Source organism: Streptomyces tritici, assembly GCF_048500665.1.
Taxonomy (GTDB): Bacteria; Actinomycetota; Actinomycetes; order Streptomycetales; family Streptomycetaceae; genus Streptomyces; species Streptomyces tritici.
On sequence record NZ_CP183183.1, the window covers coordinates 994526 to 1011264 of the forward strand.

General features: G+C 75.4%; 16 protein-coding genes and 5 tRNA genes. 8 read left to right on the forward strand and 13 right to left on the reverse strand.

The features are described from left to right. Nucleotides 1-3: 3 nt before the first annotated feature. A complete protein-coding gene (locus tag ACNJ93_RS04585) occupies nucleotides 4-558 on the forward strand; it encodes a CGNR zinc finger domain-containing protein (protein WP_418956028.1) in 555 nt (184 codons plus the stop codon). A 34-nt stretch (nucleotides 559-592) separates the two neighbouring features. Here the strand turns inward: ACNJ93_RS04585 and ACNJ93_RS04590 are convergent, their stop codons facing one another. After that, nucleotides 593-745, reverse strand: a complete 153-nt coding sequence (locus tag ACNJ93_RS04590; protein ID WP_418956029.1) for a hypothetical protein — start codon at nucleotides 743-745, stop codon at nucleotides 593-595. Nucleotides 746-873: 128 nt separating this feature from the next. Beyond that, nucleotides 874-1293, reverse strand: coding sequence for a hypothetical protein (locus tag ACNJ93_RS04595; protein WP_418956030.1), 420 nt, complete (start codon nucleotides 1291-1293; stop codon nucleotides 874-876). A 170-nt stretch (nucleotides 1294-1463) separates the two neighbouring features. Between ACNJ93_RS04595 and ACNJ93_RS04600 the strand changes: the two genes are divergently transcribed. Then, nucleotides 1464-1985 (forward strand): DsbA family protein, encoded by a 522-nt coding sequence (locus ACNJ93_RS04600; protein WP_418956031.1) that lies wholly within the window; start codon nucleotides 1464-1466, stop codon nucleotides 1983-1985. Between the two features lie 11 nt (nucleotides 1986-1996). On the opposite strand, the gene ACNJ93_RS04605 is transcribed toward ACNJ93_RS04600, so the two are convergent. The 3 genes from ACNJ93_RS04605 to ACNJ93_RS04615 form a co-directional block, all read right to left on the reverse strand. Beyond that, on the reverse strand, nucleotides 1997-2836 hold the full coding sequence (locus ACNJ93_RS04605; RefSeq protein ID WP_418956032.1) for a GNAT family N-acetyltransferase: 840 nt from the start codon (nucleotides 2834-2836) through the stop codon (nucleotides 1997-1999). A 79-nt stretch (nucleotides 2837-2915) separates the two neighbouring features. Then, on the reverse strand, nucleotides 2916-3743 hold the full coding sequence (locus ACNJ93_RS04610) for an aminotransferase class IV (protein ID WP_418961308.1): 828 nt from the start codon (nucleotides 3741-3743) through the stop codon (nucleotides 2916-2918). Nucleotides 3744-3766: 23 nt separating this feature from the next. Beyond that, a complete protein-coding gene (locus ACNJ93_RS04615; protein WP_418956033.1) occupies nucleotides 3767-4828 on the reverse strand; it encodes a chorismate-binding protein in 1062 nt (353 codons plus the stop codon). A 200-nt stretch (nucleotides 4829-5028) separates the two neighbouring features. On the opposite strand from ACNJ93_RS04615, the gene ACNJ93_RS04620 reads away from it, so the two are divergent. The 5 genes from ACNJ93_RS04620 (at nucleotide 5029) to ACNJ93_RS04640 (ending at nucleotide 5515) form a co-directional block, all read left to right on the forward strand. Then, nucleotides 5029-5101, forward strand: a tRNA-Gly gene (locus ACNJ93_RS04620). A gap of 38 nt (nucleotides 5102-5139) precedes the next feature. Next, nucleotides 5140-5213, forward strand: a tRNA-Cys gene (locus ACNJ93_RS04625). Between the two features lies 1 nt (nucleotide 5214). Then, nucleotides 5215-5286, forward strand: a tRNA-Val gene (locus ACNJ93_RS04630). A 48-nt stretch (nucleotides 5287-5334) separates the two neighbouring features. Next, nucleotides 5335-5406: transfer RNA gene (locus tag ACNJ93_RS04635), tRNA-Val, on the forward strand. A gap of 34 nt (nucleotides 5407-5440) precedes the next feature. Further along, nucleotides 5441-5515: transfer RNA gene (locus ACNJ93_RS04640), tRNA-Val, on the forward strand. Between the two features lie 52 nt (nucleotides 5516-5567). Here ACNJ93_RS04640 and ACNJ93_RS04645 read toward each other — a convergent pair. The 4 genes from ACNJ93_RS04645 to ACNJ93_RS04660 all read right to left on the reverse strand — a co-directional run bounded on the left by ACNJ93_RS04645 (nucleotide 5568) and on the right by ACNJ93_RS04660 (nucleotide 7765). Continuing rightward, entirely contained in the window at nucleotides 5568-5837 is a 270-nt protein-coding gene (locus ACNJ93_RS04645; protein ID WP_418956034.1) for a zf-TFIIB domain-containing protein, read from the reverse strand. A gap of 40 nt (nucleotides 5838-5877) precedes the next feature. Continuing rightward, nucleotides 5878-6852: a phosphotransferase family protein gene (locus ACNJ93_RS04650; protein WP_418956035.1), complete on the reverse strand. Its 975-nt coding sequence runs from the start codon at nucleotides 6850-6852 to the stop codon at nucleotides 5878-5880. 233 nt (nucleotides 6853-7085) lie between these two features. After that, entirely contained in the window at nucleotides 7086-7253 is a 168-nt protein-coding gene (locus ACNJ93_RS04655) for a hypothetical protein (protein ID WP_418956036.1), read from the reverse strand. A gap of 257 nt (nucleotides 7254-7510) precedes the next feature. Beyond that, nucleotides 7511-7765, reverse strand: coding sequence for a hypothetical protein (locus ACNJ93_RS04660; RefSeq protein WP_418956037.1), 255 nt, complete (start codon nucleotides 7763-7765; stop codon nucleotides 7511-7513). A gap of 199 nt (nucleotides 7766-7964) precedes the next feature. Here ACNJ93_RS04660 and ACNJ93_RS04665 point away from each other — a divergent pair, with 199 nt between their 5' ends. Further along, nucleotides 7965-9152 (forward strand): serine/threonine-protein kinase, encoded by a 1188-nt coding sequence (locus ACNJ93_RS04665; protein ID WP_418956038.1) that lies wholly within the window; start codon nucleotides 7965-7967, stop codon nucleotides 9150-9152. A gap of 51 nt (nucleotides 9153-9203) precedes the next feature. Here the strand turns inward: ACNJ93_RS04665 and ACNJ93_RS04670 are convergent, their stop codons facing one another. The 4 genes from ACNJ93_RS04670 to cbiE all read right to left on the reverse strand — a co-directional run bounded on the left by ACNJ93_RS04670 (nucleotide 9204) and on the right by cbiE (nucleotide 16647). Continuing rightward, a complete protein-coding gene (locus ACNJ93_RS04670) occupies nucleotides 9204-10022 on the reverse strand; it encodes a TrmH family RNA methyltransferase (protein ID WP_418956039.1) in 819 nt (272 codons plus the stop codon). A 62-nt stretch (nucleotides 10023-10084) separates the two neighbouring features. Continuing rightward, nucleotides 10085-11326 (reverse strand): uroporphyrinogen-III C-methyltransferase, encoded by a 1242-nt coding sequence (gene cobA / locus ACNJ93_RS04675; protein WP_418956040.1) that lies wholly within the window; start codon nucleotides 11324-11326, stop codon nucleotides 10085-10087. A 494-nt stretch (nucleotides 11327-11820) separates the two neighbouring features. Beyond that, nucleotides 11821-15123: a nicotinate-nucleotide--dimethylbenzimidazole phosphoribosyltransferase gene (gene cobT / locus ACNJ93_RS04680; protein WP_418956041.1), complete on the reverse strand. Its 3303-nt coding sequence runs from the start codon at nucleotides 15121-15123 to the stop codon at nucleotides 11821-11823. Between the two features lie 303 nt (nucleotides 15124-15426). Then, the gene (gene cbiE / locus ACNJ93_RS04685; RefSeq protein WP_418956042.1) at nucleotides 15427-16647 is read right to left on the reverse strand and encodes a precorrin-6y C5,15-methyltransferase (decarboxylating) subunit CbiE; all 1221 of its coding nucleotides are present in this window, start codon (nucleotides 16645-16647) and stop codon (nucleotides 15427-15429) included. Nucleotides 16648-16739: the final 92 nt, after the last annotated feature.

Here is a 16739-nt window from a genome sequence, read left to right on the forward strand (position 1 = left end):
AACGTGCTGATCCCCCACGACACCCGGATCGCCCTCGACCTCGTCGTCGACCTCATGAACACCGCTGCGGACGGCGAGCGGGGCGACCTCCTGGACCTCGCCTGGCTGTACGAGTTCGTGCGCACGCACTCCTTCAGCGACGTCGGCGAGCTCGACGACGGGGACGTCGCGGCCGTCCGGGAGGTCCGCGGCCGGTTCGCCGCCGTGTTCTCCGCGCCCGACGCACGCGTGGCGGCCGCGCTGATCAACCAGCTGGTCGCGGCCGCGGGCACGACGCCGCAGCTCACCGACCACGACGGCTACGACTGGCACGTGCACTACTTCGCGCCGGGCGCGTCCGTCGCCGACCACCTGGCCGCGGACTGCGGCATGGCGCTGGCCTTCATCGTCGTGAACGGGGAGCAGGAGCGGCTGCGCCGCTGCGAGGCGCCGGACTGCGGGCGGGCCTTCGTCGACCTGTCGCGGAACCGGTCGCGCCGCTACTGCGACAGCCGGACCTGCGGCAACCGTCTGCACGTGGCCGCCTACCGGGCGCGCCGCAAGGAGGCGGCCGGCTGACCGGCGCCGCCCCCGGGCCCAGCGGGAACCACGGTCACAGCAGGAAGAGGTCGTGCACGGCGGCCATCAGCAGCAGGCAGCCGATCACGGCGAGGAAGATCATCAGCGGCGGCTGGGAGAGCGCGAACAGACAGCCGCGCGGCTCCTTCGTGGGGGCGGGGACTCGATCCCGCGAGGTTTCCAGCATCTCGGGGCGATGATGACGCAGAGCCGGTCCGGGAGGTCCGGCAACACGCCCCACGACCGCGGCAGTTCACCGGATCCCGTGGACCGGCGGGCGCGGCCGGGGCCCTACGGGGGCCGGCGCGGGCGCGGTCAGATGCCGTGCTTCTTGAGGATCGCCTCGATGTCGCTGAAGTCGTCGGCGGGCGCCCCGGTCCCGGGCTTCGGCGCCGCGTCCCGCCGCCCCCGTCCGAGCACGGGCGCGGAGGCCGAGGGCTCGGCCGCCCGCTTCCGGCCCCTGGTCCTGGTGTCCCCGCCGCGGTGCCGCTCGACGGTGCGGGCGGTCATGAAGAGCGCCCAGGCCACGCCGAGGACGCCGAAGCCGAGCCAGGCGGCGGGGCTGAAGGCGGTGTCGGCGAGCCACTGCACGGCCCCGGTCATCACCAGGCCGAGCGGCACCAGGGCGTAGGCGGCGATCCTCGTCGCGGCGAGGAAGCGCCTGCGGTACGCCGTGATGGCGGCGATGCCCAGGCCGGCCGCGGCCACCGCGGAACAGACAGTCTCGGCAAGCATCCGGTCCTCCAGGCGGCACGGGGCGTCACGTCCCTTCCATCCTGCACCGCGGCGGCCCTCCGGGGCCACGACGGCGGCGGCCGCGCCCCGGATCTCCGGGGGATCTCCGGGGCGGCCTCCTCCCCAGGTCCCGGTTGGGAGGCGCGGCGGCGGGCTGGAAGACTGGCCCCATGAGCGAGTCCACCACCGGTAACCCCTCCTCCCCCGTCGTTCTCGAGGCCTGGTTCGACCTCCAGTGCCCCGACTGCACGAGCGCCCTCGACGACGTCCGCGCGCTGCGCGCGAAGTACGGCGAGCGGCTGGACGTGCGGCTGCGGCACTTCCCGCTGCCGAAGCACAAGCACGCGTACGCGGCGGCGCAGGCCGCCGAGGAGGCCGCCGACCAGGGCAAGGGCTGGGCGTACGCGGAGGCGCTGCTGGCCAGGACCGGGGAGCTGGCGGAGCGGGGCGAGCCGGTGCTGCTCGAGGTGGCGGAGGAACTGGGCCTGGACGCCGAGGAGTTCGACACGGCGCTGATCGACGGCCGGCATCTGCTGACCGTCGACGCCGACCAGGCGGAGGGGCAGGCCATCAAGATCACCGGCACGCCGACGTACGTCGTCGACGACGAGCGCCTGGACGGCGGCCAGTCCCAGGAGGGCCTGCGCGCCCGCATCGAGGAGATCGCCGACCGCCTGCTCGCGCAGGGCTGAGCGGGCCCCCGTCAGAGCAGGGGCTTGCCGCTGTTGACGTGGGTCGTGCGGTAGCCGAGGGAGTCGTACAGGCGCAGGGCCGGGGTGTTCTCGGCGAAGACGTGCAGGCCGAGCAGCCGGTCGCCGGCCTCGGCGGTGGTGCGTTCGGCGAGGAGCATCAGGGCGCGGCCGAGGCCCAGGCCGCGGTGCTCGGGGGCGACGTGGACGTCGTACACGTACCCGCCGTGCACGCCCGGGGCCAGTTTCCGCCGTCCGGTCCAGACCCGGCCGACGACGGCGCCGTCGCGCTCGACGACCTGCAGGGCCGTGCCGGGGGTGGCGAGCCCCTCGGGGAGCAGTTCGCGGTGGCTCGCCTCGGCCTTGGCGCGGGCCTGGTCCGCGGGGACGCCGCGGGCGGTCCAGCTCGCCGCGAAGGACCGCCGGGCGTCGGCCTCCCAGACGGTGAACTCCTCCTGCGTCATCGGCCGCGCGCCGATGTCCTCCGGGAGGGCCGGGAGCGGGCCGGTGAGTTCCTTGAGCATGTTGCGGCTGACCTCGGTGTAGCCGAGGGCCTCGGTCATCCGCTGCGCGATCGGGGCGTCGGCGGGCACGGAGACCAGCACCCGGGTGCAGCCCCAGCCGCGGAGCACCTCCTCGGCGGCGAGGGCGGCGACCGTGCCGCGGCCGCGCCGCCGGTCCGCCTCGTCGATCCGCAGGGACTTGATCACACCGGCCTTCGGGCCGAACGCGGCGTCGGTGGCGAGCCGGACCTCGCCGACCGGCCTGCTGTTCACGCACACCTCGTACACGCGGCTGCGCGAGCCGTCGGCGGCTGTCTCGAGCGGCCCGGCCGGCCGCAGGGTGGTGGTCATCACGGCTGTTCTACCTGCCCTGCGGCCCGGCGTCACCAGCTTTTGCCGGGTTGCCCGGGATTCGCCGGGCCGCGGGGGGCTACAGGCGCGGGTCGGCGTCGGCCGCGGCCCGCTCCTCGAACACGCGCATGGCCTTGGCCGTGACGGGGCCCGGCGCGCCGGGCAGCTCGCGGCCGTCGACCCGGTGCACGGCCTGGACGTCGCGCAGGGTGGAGGTCAGGAAGATCTCGTCGGCCTGCTCCAGGACGTCCATCGGCAGGTCGGTCTCCTCCGCTCCGGTCCACTCGACCGCGAGCGCCCGAGTGATGCCGGCGAGGCAGCCCGAGGAGACCGGCGGGGTGTGGATGCGCCCGTCGAGGACCACGAACACGTTGGAGCCGGTGCCCTCGCAGAGCCGGTCCCGCGTGTTGGGGAACAGCGCCTCGGAGGCGCCGGCGGCACGGGCCCGGGCGAGCGCGACGACGTTCTCGGCGTACGAGGTGGTCTTGAGACCGACCAGCGCGCCGCGCTCGTTGCGGGTCCACGGGACGGTGATCACGGCGGTGCTGTCCGGGCGCCGTCCGGTCGCCCCAAGGGCCACGACCAGGCCGGGGCGGGCGTCGCCGCGCTCGGAGCCGAGCGGGGAGACGCCGCCGGTGTACGTGATGCGGAGCCGGCCGAGCTCCATCGGGTTGGCCTCCAGGACGGCGGCGCAGGCCCGGCGGATCTCGTCGTGGTCGGGGTCGGGCAGGCCGAGGCCCCGGGCGGAGCGGGTGAGCCGCTCCAGGTGGAGGGTGAGAGCGAAGGTCTCGCCGCGCACCGCCTTGACGGTCTCGAAGACCCCGTCGCCCACGGTCAGTCCGTGGTCCAGGACGGAGAACCGGGCGTCGGCCTCGTCGCGCAGCGCGCCGTCGACCCACAGCTTCATCGCGTTCGTCGCGTTCGTCGCGTTCAAAGAGAGATGGCCCTTTCGCTCGCCTCGTACGCGCCCGACGCTACCGCGAGCAGCCGGGCGGCCTTCAGCTCGGTCTCGTCCCACTCCCGCTCGGGGTCGGAGCCCCAGGTGATGCCGGCGCCGGTGCCGAAGCGCAGGACGGGGCCGCCGGGCTCGTCGCGGTCGACCCAGAAGGTGCGTATGCCGACGGCGAGCTCGGCGGTGTCGGCGTCGGCGTCCACCCAGCCGATGCCTCCGCAGTACGGGCCGCGGGGCGCGGTCTCCAGAGCCTCGATGATCCGCAGCGCGCTGGACTTGGGCGCGCCGGTGACCGAGCCCGGCGGGAAGGCGGCGGCGAGGACGTCGCTCCAGCGGGCGTCGTCGCGCAGCAGTCCGCTCACGGTGGAGACCAGGTGGACGAGGCCGGGGTGCTCCTCGACGGCGCAGAGGGCGGGGACGCTGACGGTGCCGGTCTCGCAGACGCGCCCGAGGTCGTTGCGGACCAGGTCGACGATCATCACGTTCTCGGCGTGGTCCTTGGGCAGCAGGTCGGCGGCGGTGCGGCCGGTGCCCTTGATGGGGCCCGAGGAGATCCGGGCGCCCTCGCGGCGCAGGAACAGCTCGGGCGAGGCGGTGGCGATCTCCACGCCGTGCCCGGGGAGCCGAATCGTTCCGGCGTAGGGGGCGGGGTTGCCGCGGGCGAGCAGCGCCGTGAGGGCGTCGACGTCGGCGGCCTCCGGGTCGGGCAGCGGGGCGGAGAGCACCCGGCAGAGGTTGGCCTGGTAGACCTCGCCGCGCGCGATGTGGGCGCGGACCCGGCGGACGCCTTCGGTGTAGGCGGCCCGGTCGAGGGAGGAGGTCCAGGCGTCGGGGGCCGGTCCGCGCCAGGCGCCCGCGACGGGCGCGGGGACCGCGGCCGGGCGGACGTCGGCGAAGCGGGCGCAGGTGAGCCTGCCTTCGAAGTCGGCCGCGACGGCCCAGAAGCCGGTGGAGTCGAGCGCCTCGGGATCGTGGGTGACGTCCCTGAGGTCGGTCGCGACGAGGCCGCCGAAGCGGGCCAGGGGAGCGAGGTCGTGCACGGCTCGAGTCTAGGTGGGGGCTCGCGCGGGGGCGTGCGGAGCGAGCGGGAGGCCACGCGGAGTGACCCCGGCGGGGCCGGTCGATCGGCGTCGGCTCGGCCACAGGTCAGCACGCTGCGGAAACGCGTTTTTGTACTGGGCGGGGAATCCGCTAGAGTTCAACACGTCGCCGGGACGCGCAAGCGAAACGGAAACGACAAGCGGACGTGGCTCAGTTGGTAGAGCATCACCTTGCCAAGGTGAGGGTCGCGAGTTCGAATCTCGTCGTCCGCTCGATGTGGGGGATCTTCCCGAACCCCCGAATCACTCCGGGTGGAGTGGCCGAGAGGCGAGGCAACGGCCTGCAAAGCCGTCTACACGGGTTCAAATCCCGTCTCCACCTCCAAGGACGATTAGCTCAGCGGGAGAGCGCTTCCCTGACACGGAAGAGGTCACTGGTTCAATCCCAGTATCGTCCACTGGTCTGCACGGATCCGTCCGTGAGGACCTGGTCCGCGAGGATCCCCGCGCGATTAGCTCAGCGGGAGAGCGCTTCCCTGACACGGAAGAGGTCACTGGTTCAATCCCAGTATCGCGCACGCAGTGCCCATGACCCGCGGGTCGTGGTCCCGAGGACGATTAGCTCAGCGGGAGAGCGCTTCCCTGACACGGAAGAGGTCACTGGTTCAATCCCAGTATCGTCCACCACCCGGAGCCCCCGGTCGCCCAGTGCGACCGGGGGCTCCGTCGTGCGTTCGCGTCAGGACGAGAACAGCATCCGGCCGAAGCCGCGCTGGTGGTGGTGACCGCCGTGGTGGTGGTGATGCACCTGCTGCGGGGCGCCCCAGGCGGGCGCGGCCGGCGGGGCGGCGGGCGGCGGGGCCTGCGGGACCCACTGGGACTCGAGGCGGGTCAGGGCCTCCAGCTCGCCGTAGTCCAGGAAGATCCCCCGGCAGCCGCTGCACTGCTCGATCTGCACGCCGCTGCGGTTGTACGTGTGCATGGGGGCATGGCACTTGGGACACTGCATGCTCGGCTCAACTCCTCGCCGTTCGGATGATGTGCTCACCCTACGATGACGCGGATCCGTCCAAGTCGGTTCGGACGGAAGCGATTCGGGCGCAGGCGTCGAGCATCAGCCGCTCCACCTCGTCCGGCGAGCGGTTCTCCGCGGCGCTCTTGACCAGCGCGAGGGCCGCGGTCTGCACGGTCAGGGCCCGTGCCGGGACGTCGAGTTGCGGCCACGGGTCGCCCTCGGCGGGGACGGCGGGGCCGCCGGCGGCGCGGTAGGCGGCGAGGAACGCCGCCCAGATGTCCGGCGGCAGGATCCCGGCCGCGTACCAGGCGGCGGGCCGCGCGAGATCCCACGCGGGCTCGCCGAGGCCGAGGTCGTCGACGTCGATGAGCAGCCAGGGGCCGTCGGGCGCGGGATGCCGGACCAGCTGCCCCAGGTGCAGGTCGCCGTGGCACAGGACGTCCGCCCGGGGCGGGGGCGCCTCGCCTCGGGCCCAGGCCGGCAGCCCCGCCCAGGCCCGCAGGACGGGCGCGGCGTCGGGCTGCGGGGCCCCGGCCAGGAGCCGGGCGACGGCCCGGGCGGCCTTGGCCGGTCCGCGGTGCGGCGGCAGAGGGCCCGCGGGCGGCGGGGTGCGGTGCAGGCGGGCGAGGAGGCGCGCGGTCTCCTCCCAGGGGGCGGCGTCCGGGTCGGCGGGGTCGACGGGTACGCCGTAGGGCCACACGGTGACCGTCCGGCCGGCCACCTCGGCGTCCTCCGGCAGCGGCAGGGGCGGCAGGAGGATGCCCCGGAGCGCGGGGTCGGCGGCCACGGCCACCCGGGCGGCATGTCCGCCGGGGTCGGCGTCGGGGGCGTGCGCCTTGGCGACGGCCGCGCCGTGGCGTACGACGGTCCCGTCCGCCCGGTCGGCGAGCACGTCCCCGCCGAGGGCCCCGCCGCAGGCGGCACAGGAGCCCGGCACCCCGGCCCGGTGCGCGGCGAATCGGGCGAGCCGCCGGAGCCCGCCGAGGAGCACACTGCTGTCTTCGACCACGCGAGGAGCGTACGGGCCCCCCGCGAGCCCCCGACCACGGAGGGCGTGCAACGCCCGCACGGGCGGCCGGCGGGCCCCTGGAGCCGGAGGGACGGACGGGGCCGGACAGCGCGATGGCCGGTCAGCTCCCCAGCTGACCGGCCAAACGCTGTCGTCCGCCGCACCCCCGTCCCCACGGGGTTGGTGGCCGGATGTCCCCGACCCGGGCCGCTCTCCCGGGTCCGGGGCGCCGCTCAGCGCCCCAGCATCACGCCCACGGACGACGCCTGTGTGACCACCGCTTCCCAGCCGCCGAAGACGACGACGAGCAGGGCAGCGAGGGGGAGGACCATGGCGGTCGCCACCAGGGGGTGGCGGCGTCCCTCGGTGCGGGACATCTCGCGGGATGCCGTGTGCGCCATGGTTCCTCTCCCTGTCATGTCCGACAGCGGCGGGTGTCTGACCTCGGGGGACGAGTGCACCACCCGCCGCTTGTCTTCCACAGTAGGGACGCGGGACGGCCGCGGCGTCATGCCCGCGTACCGGCTTCCGGGCCTCCCGGAGGATGAGCCCGCACCCCGCGGCGTACTCCCCTGGGTGGAGACGGCTCCTCCGGACTGCGGGACTTCCCCGAGGGGACTCCCCGGGCGCCGCCCCTCCCCCGCGCCGTCCGCGCAGGTCAGGCCGCGGTGCCGGTCTCCGCGGCCTCGCCGGAGGCCGCCCGCGGCACGGGCTGCTCCACCAGGGCCAGGACCCGGTTCGCCATGAAGCGCGCGGTGCGGACCACGACCCCGGTGCGCGTGACTTCGCTCACTTCCACCACCCCCCGGCGGACCGCCGTCTCCACCCTGCGGCCCGCCCGGCTTGCCACCACTTCGTACGTCCGCGTCGTGTCCCCCGCGTCCACGACGATCTCCACCCGGTCACCCTTCATCGATCCAATCCCCCTTCTGGGACGGGCCATTGGGAACGTGCCGGATTCGGGGGCCGGCCCGCGGCCGGCCCCTGACCACCCCTCAATTCTCGCACCGCGCACTGACAATCGATCGGGCCGAGAGGGCGCGGCCTATGAGCGCACCGGGGCGACGGTACGTAAGCTGTGCCACGTCAGAACGGACGACCAGGGGACGGACATGGCGATGATGCGGCTCCGGCGCGAGGATCCGCGGATCGTCGGGTCGTTCCGGCTCCACCGGCGCCTCGGGGCGGGCGGGATGGGCGTCGTCTATCTCGGCTCGGACCGGCGCGGTCAGCGCGTGGCGCTGAAGGTGATCCGGCCGGATCTCGCGGAGGACCAGGAGTTCCGCTCGCGGTTCGCCCGCGAGGTGTCCGCCGCGCGGCGCATCCGCGGCGGCTGCACCGCGCGTCTCGTCGCGGCCGACCTGGAGGCCGACCGGCCGTGGTTCGCGACCCAGTACGTGCCGGGGCCCTCGCTGCACGACCGGGTCGCCGAGGAGGGCCCGCTGCGGGCCGCGGACGTCGCGGCGATCGGCGCGGCGCTGTCGGAGGGCCTGGTCGCGGTCCACGAGGCCGGTGTGGTGCACCGGGACCTCAAGCCGTCGAACATTCTGCTCTCCCCCAAGGGCCCGCGCATCATCGACTTCGGCATCGCCTGGGCGACCGGGGCGAGCACGCTGACGCACGTGGGGACCGCGGTCGGCTCCCCCGGTTTCCTCGCCCCCGAGCAGGTGCGCGGCGCCGCGGTGACCCCGGCGACGGACGTGTTCTCGCTCGGCGCCACGCTGGCGTACGCGGCGATGGGCGACTCGCCCTTCGGGCACGGCAGTTCGGAGGTCATGCTCTACCGCGTCGTGCACGAGGAGCCGCAGCTGCACGGCGTCCCGGACGCGCTCGCGCCGCTGGTGCGGGCGTGCCTGGCGAAGGACCCGGAGGAGCGGCCGAGCACGCTGCAGCTGTCGATGCGGCTGAAGGAGATCGCGGCGCGGGAGGCCCAGGGCCTGCCCGAGGCGCGTCCGCCGGCGCAGCGGGAGCGGACCGAGCAGGCCCGCGCCACGCTCCGGCCCACGGAGCGGTACACGGAGCGCGCGACGCTGGGCACGAACGGCGGCTCCGGCGGCGCGCCGCGCAAGCAGGGCCCGTCGTCCCGCGCGGGCGGGGCGCGTACGGGCGGGGGCTCCCGGCCCCAGGGCGCACGCACCGGCGGCGGCCGTCCGACGGGTTCCCGGCCCGGCGTGCGGACGACGTCGACGGGCCGCCGCCCCGCGAACCCCCGGCTGCTGCGGCAGCGGCTGGTGGTGTTCGTGGTGGTGACGCTGCTGGTGGCCCTGGGGATCACCGCCCTGCAGGCCCTGCAGGGCTGACCCCGGGAGCCCCCAGGAGCCCCCGGGCTGAGCCGGGGCCCGTACAGGCCGTCAGTCCTGCGGGCGGCCGGTGGCGACGGCGTAGAACGCGACGGCGGCCGCCGCGCCCACGTTGAGGGAGTCCACCCCGTGGGCCATGGGGATGCGGACCCATTCGTCGGCGGCCATCAGGGCCTGCCGGGACAGTCCGTCGCCCTCCGCGCCGAGCATCAGCGCGACCCGTTCCAGCTTGTGCGGGGCCGCCTCGTCGATGGAGGCGGCGCGCTCGGCCGGGGTGAGGGCGAGCAGCTTGAAGCCCGCCTCGCGGACCGCTTCCAGGCCCTTGGGCCAGGAGTCGAGCCGGGCGTACGGGACGGAGAAGACCGCGCCCATGGAGACCTTCACGGAGCGGCGGTACAGCGGGTCCGCGCAGTCCGGGGAGAGCAGGACCGCGTCCATCCCGAGGGCGGCGGCGCTGCGGAAGATGGCGCCGATGTTGGTGTGGTCGTTGACCGACTCCATGACGACCACGCGCCGTGCGGTGCGCAGCAGTTCCTCGGCGGTCGGCAGCGGCTTGCGCTGCATGGAGGCGAGGGCGCCGCGGTGCACGTGGTAGCCGGTGACCCGCTCGGCGAGGTCCGGCTGCACCGCGTACACGGGGGCCGGGACCTCGTCGATGACGTCGCGCATGACGTCGACCCACTTCGCGGAGAGCAGCATCGACCGCATCTCGTAGCCGGCCTGCTTGGCGCGCCGGATCACCTTCTCGCCCTCGGCGATGAACAGGCCCTCGGCGGGCTCGCGCCGTCTGCGCAGTTCGACGTCGGTCAGGCCGGTGTAGTCGCGCAGGCGCGGGTCGTCGGGGTCGTCGACGGTGATGAGATCTGCCACGGGTCGATACTGCCTTGTCCGGGGGGTGGTGCCAATGTGCGGGAGAGCCGGGTTACCGGCAGTTACTTGACCAGTTTGTCCGGGCCCTCGGTCACGACGTCGCCGATGACGATGACGGCGGGCGGGCGGACGTCCTCGGCCTTCACGGTCTCGGCGACCGTGGCGAGCGTGGCGTCGACCCGGCGCTGGGTCGCCGTGGTGCCCTCCTGGACCAGGGCCAGCGGGGTGCCGGGGTCCTTGCCGTGGGCGATGAGCGCCTCGGCGATCTTCCCGATCTTGTCGACGCCCATGAGGATCACGAGGGTGCCGGTGAGCTTGGCGAGGGACGCCCAGTCGACGAGGGAGCGCGGGTCGTCGGGGGCGACGTGCCCGCTGACGACGGTGAACTCGTGCGCCACGCCGCGGTGGGTGACGGGGATGCCGGCGGCGCCGGGCACGGAGATGGAGCTGGAGATGCCCGGCACGACCGTGCAGGCGATGCCCTCGGCGGCGAGCGCCTGGGCCTCCTCCATGCCGCGGCCGAAGACGAACGGGTCTCCGCCCTTGAGACGGACGACCGAGCGGCCGGCCTTGGCGTGCTCGATGAGCGCGTTGTTGATGGCCTCCTGGGCCATGAAGCGGCCGTACGGGATCTTCGCCGCGTCGATCACCTCGACGTGCGGGGGCAGTTCGCTGAGGAGGTCGCGGGGGCCGAGGCGGTCGGCGATGACGACGTCGGCCTCGGCGAGGAGGCGCCGGCCGCGGACGGTGATGAGGTCCGGGTCGCCGGGGCCGCCGCCGACGAGGGCGACGAAGGGGGTGCGGGAGCGGTGCACGGGCGCGGCGAGGGAGCCGTCGCGCAGGCCCTCGACGACGGCGTCGCGCACGGCCGCGGAGCGGCGGGGGTCGTGGCCGGTGAGCACGGCGACGGTCACGCCCTCGCTGTGGCCGGTCGCCGGGGTCCAGGCGGTGGCCGCCTCGGCGTCGTCGGAGCGGACGCACCAGGTGCGGGTGCGCTCGGCCTCGGCGGAGACGGCGGCGTTGGCGGCGGGGTCGCCGGTGGCGACCAGGACGTACCAGGCGTCGGCGAGGTCGCCGTCCTGGTAGCGGCGCTTCGTCCAGCGGATCTCGCCGGCCTCGGCCATGGCCTCCACGGAGGGGGTGGCGGAGGGGGAGATCAGGGTGACGTCCGCGCCGGCGGCGACGAGGGCCGGAAGACGGCGCTGCGCGACCTGTCCGCCGCCGATGACGACGACGCGGCGGCCGGCGAGACGGAGTCCGACGGGGTAGGCGGGGTACGCGGCGTGCGGCGCGGTCTCGGTCATGGCGTGGCGGCTCCTAGCGGCGTGGCGGTGCGGTGGGCCGCTGCGGCGGTGAAGCGGCTGGTGGGGCGGGGTGTGGGGCCCGTCGCCCCACGATATCGGTGCGACCCCCCGCCGACGCTGTGACCCATGTCCCTCGGGTCCGCGGCAGTACGGGGCCTCGGCCCCGGGGCCCCGCCGCCACCCGTGTGGGCAACCGTCCCGCAGGGCGGGACGGGTGGGCACACGGGGCCGCGCCCATGCGGCGCGTACCGCTTCCGGGCCCGGGGTGCCCACGGGGCGGTGCCCTGTCCGGCCGCGCCCGGCACCGGGTGCGGGTCACGGCAACGGGGCGCAGGCGCGCGCAAGGGCGCCATTCCGTTGTGCCCACCCGTTCCGCCCCAGCGGAACGACTGCCCACAACGGGGGGAGGAGGGCGCGGCGACGCTGGGCGCCCGGCGGTGCTGGCGACCGTGGGCCCTGGGGTGGCCGCGTCCCAGGGCCCTCGTCGGGGCGGGTTACTTTTCCGTGACGCCTGCGGAATCGAAGGTGGCCACCTCGTGCATCGCTCGCGCCGCGCTCTGGACCACCGGCAGCGCGAGAAGCGCGCCGGTGCCCTCGCCGAGGCGGAGGTCGAGGTCCACCAGCGGGCGCAGGCCCAGCTTGTTGAGGGCCGCCACGTGACCCGGCTCCGCGCTGCGGTGACCCGCGATGCACGCCGCCAGGGCCTCGGGCGCGATCGCCCGGGCGACCAGCGCCGCCGCGCCCGTCGACACGCCGTCCAGGATCACCGGCGTCCGCAGCGACGCGCCGCCGAGGATCAGGCCCACCAGCGCCGCGTGCTCCAGGCCGCCGACCGCCGCGAGCACGCCGATCGGGTCCGCCGGGTCCGGCTGGTGGAGGTCGAGGGCCCGCCGGACCACGTCCACCTTCCGGGCGTGCATCTCGTCGTTGATGCCCGTGCCGCGCCCGGTGACCTCCGCCGCGTCGACGCCCGTGTACACGGAGATCAGCGCGGCCGACGCCGTGGTGTTCGCGATGCCCATCTCGCCGGTCAGCAGCGCGCGGTTGCCCGCCGCGACCAGGTCGCGGGCGGTCTCGATGCCGACCTCGATCGCCGCCACGACTTCCTCGCGGGTCATCGCGAGACCGGTCGTGAAGTCGCCCGTGCCCGGGCGGACCTTCCGCGGCAGCAGGCCCGGGGTCGCCGGCAGGTCGGAGGCGACGCCCACGTCGACGACGCAGACCTCCGCGCCGACCTGGTTGGCGAACGCGTTGCAGACCGCTCCCCCGCCGAGGAAGTTCGCGACCATCTGGCCGGTCACCTCCTGCGGCCAGGCCGTGACGCCCTGGGCGTGCACCCCGTGGTCGCCGGCGAAGATCGCGACGGCCGCGGGCTCCGGGATCGGCGGCGGGCACATCCGGGACAGCCCGGACAGCTGCGCGGAGATGATCTCCAGCATGCCCAGCGCCCCGGCCGGCTTCGTCATGCGCTTCTGCCGCTCCCACGCCTCGCCGAGCGCCTTGGCGTCCAGCGGGCGGATGTTGGCGACCGTCTCCTGCAGCAGGTCGTGCGGCTCCTCGCCGGGCAGCGCCCGGCGGCCGTACGTCTCCTCGTGGACGACCCACGACAGCGGCCGGCGCTTCGACCAGCCCGCCTGCATCAGCTCCGGCTCCTCCGGGAACTCGTCCACGTACCCGACGCACAGGTACGCGACGACCTCCAGGTGCTCCGGCAGACCCAGCGCCCGGACCATCTCGCGCTCGTCGAAGAAGCTGACCCAGCCGACGCCGAGGCCCTCGGCGCGGGCGGCGAGCCACAGGTTCTCGACGGCGAGGGCCGAGGAGTACGGGGCCATCTGGGGCTGGGTGTGCCGGCCCAGGGTGTGCCGGCCGCCCCGGGTCGGGTCGGCGGTCACGACGATGTTGACCGGGGTGTCGAGGATCGCCTCGATCTTCAGTTCCTTGAACTGCTTCGCCCGGCCCTTGGGGAGCGACTTGGCGTACGCCTCGCGCTGCCGCGTGGCCAGTTCGTGCATCGTGCGCCGCGTCTCGGCGGAGCGGATGACGACGAAGTCCCACGGCTGGGAGTGACCGACGCTGGGCGCGGTGTGCGCGGCCTCCAGGACGCGCAGCAGCACCTCGTGCGGGATGGGGTCGCTGCGGAAGCCGTTGCGGATGTCGCGGCGTTCGCGCATCACGCGCAGCACGGCCTCGCGCTCCGCCTCGTCGTACCCCGGCGCGGGGGCGGAGGCGGCGGGGGCGTCCTGCTGCGCGGGCTCCTGGGGCTCCTCGGCGGGCTCCGCCTGGGCGGCGCCCCCGGCCGCCACGGGGGCGGCGCTCTCCGCGGGTGCGACGGGGGCGGTGTCCTCGGCGACCGGGGCCGGGGTCTCGGCCACGGCCTCCGCCTCGGGGGCCGTCCCGACCGGCTCTGCCGGCTCCACCGGCTGCTCCGGCGCGGCCTGCTCCGGCGCCTCCGCCGCCTCGATGATCTCGGGGGTCTCGACCGGCGCGGTGACCGGCTCGGCCACCTGCTCGACCTGCTCCGCCGACTGCTCGACCTGCTCCGCCGACTGCTCGATCTGCTCGGCCTGGTCGACGACCTGCTGGGCCTGCTGTTCGGGGCCCTGTTCGGTCTGCTCGGCGAGCGGCTCCGCCGGTACGGCGGCCTCCGCCACGGCCTCGGCCACGGGGGCCTGCTCCTCGGCGGCGACGGCGGCCTCGGGCTCCGGCGCGGGGGCCGGCTCGACCGGCTGCTCGGGCTCGGCGACGGCGACCGGCTGGGGCTCCGCGACGGGCTCCGCCGCCGGCTCCGCGACCGCCTCGGCGGCGGGCTGCTCGGGCGCGACCGGCTCGGCCTGCGTCGGGGCGAGGTGCGGGGTCGTCGGGACCTGGCCCTCGACCGGGACGAACTGAGCCGCCGGTACGGGCTCGCCGCCCTGCGGCGGCACGACCGTTTCTGCGGGCGCGGGCGCGGCCGCACCCACGGGCTCCGCCACGGCCTCAGGCTCCGCGGCGGCGACGGGCTCCGCCACGGCCGCCGGCTCCGCCACCGGCTCGGGCGCCTGCGCCGGAACCTGCGCCTCCACCGGGGCCTGCTGCTCCTGCGGCGCGGCGGCCTCCGGGGCGGCCGCGGGCCACGGGACCGCGCCCTGCGGGACCTCGCCGAGGCGCGGGCCGGGCAGCGCGGCCGCGTCGTCGCGGGGCACGTCCAGGTACTCGGGGCCGGTGGTCGGCGGGCCCTGGGTCCGCATCGGCGCGGGGGCGGCCTGCGGGGCCGCGGCCGGGCCGCGATCGGACAGGGAGCGGACCACACCGCCGGTGCTGTCCGGGGCCGGCGGGCCCATGTGGAGGGGACGGCGCGCGGGCGGCGGCGTCGGCGCGGCGGAGGCGGCGGCCTGGGGCGTCCGTACGGCGCCGAGGTCCAGCGCTCCGGAGTCCCGGCCGGCGGCCTCGTGCGCACCCATGACGCCTTCGTGCCCGCCCACGACGCCCTCGTGCGCGCCCATCATGCCCGCCGTCTCGTACGCGTGCTGCGGGGCCGGCGGCAGCGGGTCGGTGAGGGGGTCGGGCAGGGGGTCCGTCAGCGGGTCGCCCATCTGCGGGGCGGGGACGGCGATCGGCGGCGCCGGGACGACGCCCGGCTGGTGCTCGCTCCACGCGCCCTGCGCGCCCGGCATGAGGAGGATCTCGTCGTCCTCGGAAGCGCCGCCGGAGGGGTCCAGGAAGGTGTACGCGCCCGGTGCGGGGATGCCCGGCTGCTCCACCATGCCTGCGTTCTCCGGCAGCCCCTCGCCCGGGACCTGGCCGGTGTCCGTCATGCGTACCCCTCGCCCATCGGTTGTGCTCCTTCAGACTTTCGCCCGTCCACAAGAACGAGCCGGCGCGCCGCGCGGCACGAACAGCACGCGAGCATCTGCATTCTCGCGGCCTTCCGCCATCGTGGCAGGGAGATCCGCCACGGTGCGCTGTGGACTGCGCCACGTCGCGCGTCCCCCGGTTGACCCCTACCACAGGAGCGACCCAATCGGGCCACCTTTTCCGGACATTGGCGAACCAAACGCCGGACGCCTGGGTGCGGTACAACGATCGGCCAGCCTACCTGGCGTACGGTGCGCCCGGGTTCACGGGGCGCGATCGATACGGCGTCCCGACAGCAGGAACACCACCGAGCGCTCGCGCTCCGACCAGTTCCCCGGGTCGAGTTCCACGGACTGGAGCAGGGCGCATTCGACGGTGTATCCGCCGTCGGACAGGGCCTTGCCGATGGCCTCGGCGTCGTCGCGGGTGGAGGCGTGGGCGACGATGCGCTCGGGGCGGCGGTCGGTGCACGCGGCGACGACCGGGGCGCCGCCCGCGCCGACGCGCACGACGTCGGGTTCGGGCAGCCGTTCCAGTACGTGCGGGGCGCGGCCGGCGACGGCCTGGAGCTGGACGTGGTGGCGGCGGGCGGCGGCCTCGGTGCGGGCGCAGGCGGCGGGGTCGGCGTCGACGGCGATGACGGCCGCGCCGAACCGGGCGGCCTCCACGGCGAGCGCGCCGGCGCCGCTGCCGATGTCCCAGACGAGGTCGCCGACGCGGGGCGCGAGGCGGGCCAGTTGGGCGGCGCGCAGGGCCGGGGACCGGCCGTCGCCGGGGCCGGGGTCGTCGGCGTACTCGCCGGCCGGGAGGACCCAGTCGCGTACGGCGGGGGTGTCGTGGCCCATCAGCCAGCCGCTCGGGTGCGGCTGCGCCGGGGCGCCGGCGCCGCCGATGACGATGACCACGTTGGGGTCGCGCCAGACGTGGTCGGCGGCCTTGTCGGAGGTGAGGACGCTGACCTGTTCGCGGTCGGTGCCGAGTTCCTCGCAGATGACGAAGGTGCGGTGCACTCCGTCGAGGAGGAGGGCGAGTTCGGCGGGGCCGGCGCCGGGCGAGGTGAGCACGGCGACCTTGGGGTGGGCCCGGCAGACGTTGACGGCGCGGCGCAGGGTGCGCTGGTGGGCGACGACGATCTTCGCGTCGTCCCAGGGCATGCCGGCCCGGGCGAAGGCGGCGGCGACGGAGGAGACGGCGGGGACGACCTCGATCTCCAGGCCGTGCTCGGGGGCCCGCAGGGTGCGGACGACGCCGAAGAAGCCGGGGTCGCCGTCGGCGAGGACGACGGCGGTGCCGCGGTGCTGGGCGATGCGGCGGGCGGCGAGGTCGAGGCTGCCGAGGCGGATGCGTTCGGCGCCGGACGGCACCTCGGGCAGGGCCAGGTGGTGCGCGGCGCCGGCCACCAGCGTCGCGGCCGAGAGCGCGGACCGGGCCGCCGCGGTGAGGGGAGATCCGTCCCAGCCGATCACCGTGACCCGGTCGGCCATCGTCGCGTGTCTCCTGAGGTCGTGGCTGGTCGGGGCAGGGTGAGGGTACCCGGAGCGGTCCGGTTCGGCGAAGGAGCGCGGCGGACCGGCGG

Bases quoted from the DNA above. Each gene is read 5' to 3' on its own strand.
- ACNJ93_RS04590 (WP_418956029.1), bottom strand. From the start codon at position 745: ATGCTGGAAACCTCGCGGGATCGAGTCCCCGCCCCCACGAAGGAGCCG.
- ACNJ93_RS04595 (WP_418956030.1), bottom strand. From the start codon at position 1,293: ATGCTTGCCGAGACTGTCTGTTCCGCGGTGGCCGCGGCCGGCCTGGGC.
- ACNJ93_RS04600 (WP_418956031.1), top strand. From the start codon at position 1,464: ATGAGCGAGTCCACCACCGGTAACCCCTCCTCCCCCGTCGTTCTCGAG.
- ACNJ93_RS04605 (WP_418956032.1), bottom strand. From the start codon at position 2,836: ATGACCACCACCCTGCGGCCGGCCGGGCCGCTCGAGACAGCCGCCGAC.
- ACNJ93_RS04610 (WP_418961308.1), bottom strand. From the start codon at position 3,743: ATGAAGCTGTGGGTCGACGGCGCGCTGCGCGACGAGGCCGACGCCCGG.
- ACNJ93_RS04645 (WP_418956034.1), bottom strand. From the start codon at position 5,837: ATGCAGTGTCCCAAGTGCCATGCCCCCATGCACACGTACAACCGCAGC.
- ACNJ93_RS04655 (WP_418956036.1), bottom strand. From the start codon at position 7,253: ATGGCGCACACGGCATCCCGCGAGATGTCCCGCACCGAGGGACGCCGC.
- ACNJ93_RS04660 (WP_418956037.1), bottom strand. From the start codon at position 7,765: ATGAAGGGTGACCGGGTGGAGATCGTCGTGGACGCGGGGGACACGACG.
- ACNJ93_RS04665 (WP_418956038.1), top strand. From the start codon at position 7,965: ATGGCGATGATGCGGCTCCGGCGCGAGGATCCGCGGATCGTCGGGTCG.
- cobA (WP_418956040.1), bottom strand. From the start codon at position 11,326: ATGACCGAGACCGCGCCGCACGCCGCGTACCCCGCCTACCCCGTCGGA.
- cobT (WP_418956041.1), bottom strand. From the start codon at position 15,123: ATGACGGACACCGGCCAGGTCCCGGGCGAGGGGCTGCCGGAGAACGCA.
- cbiE (WP_418956042.1), bottom strand. From the start codon at position 16,647: ATGGCCGACCGGGTCACGGTGATCGGCTGGGACGGATCTCCCCTCACC.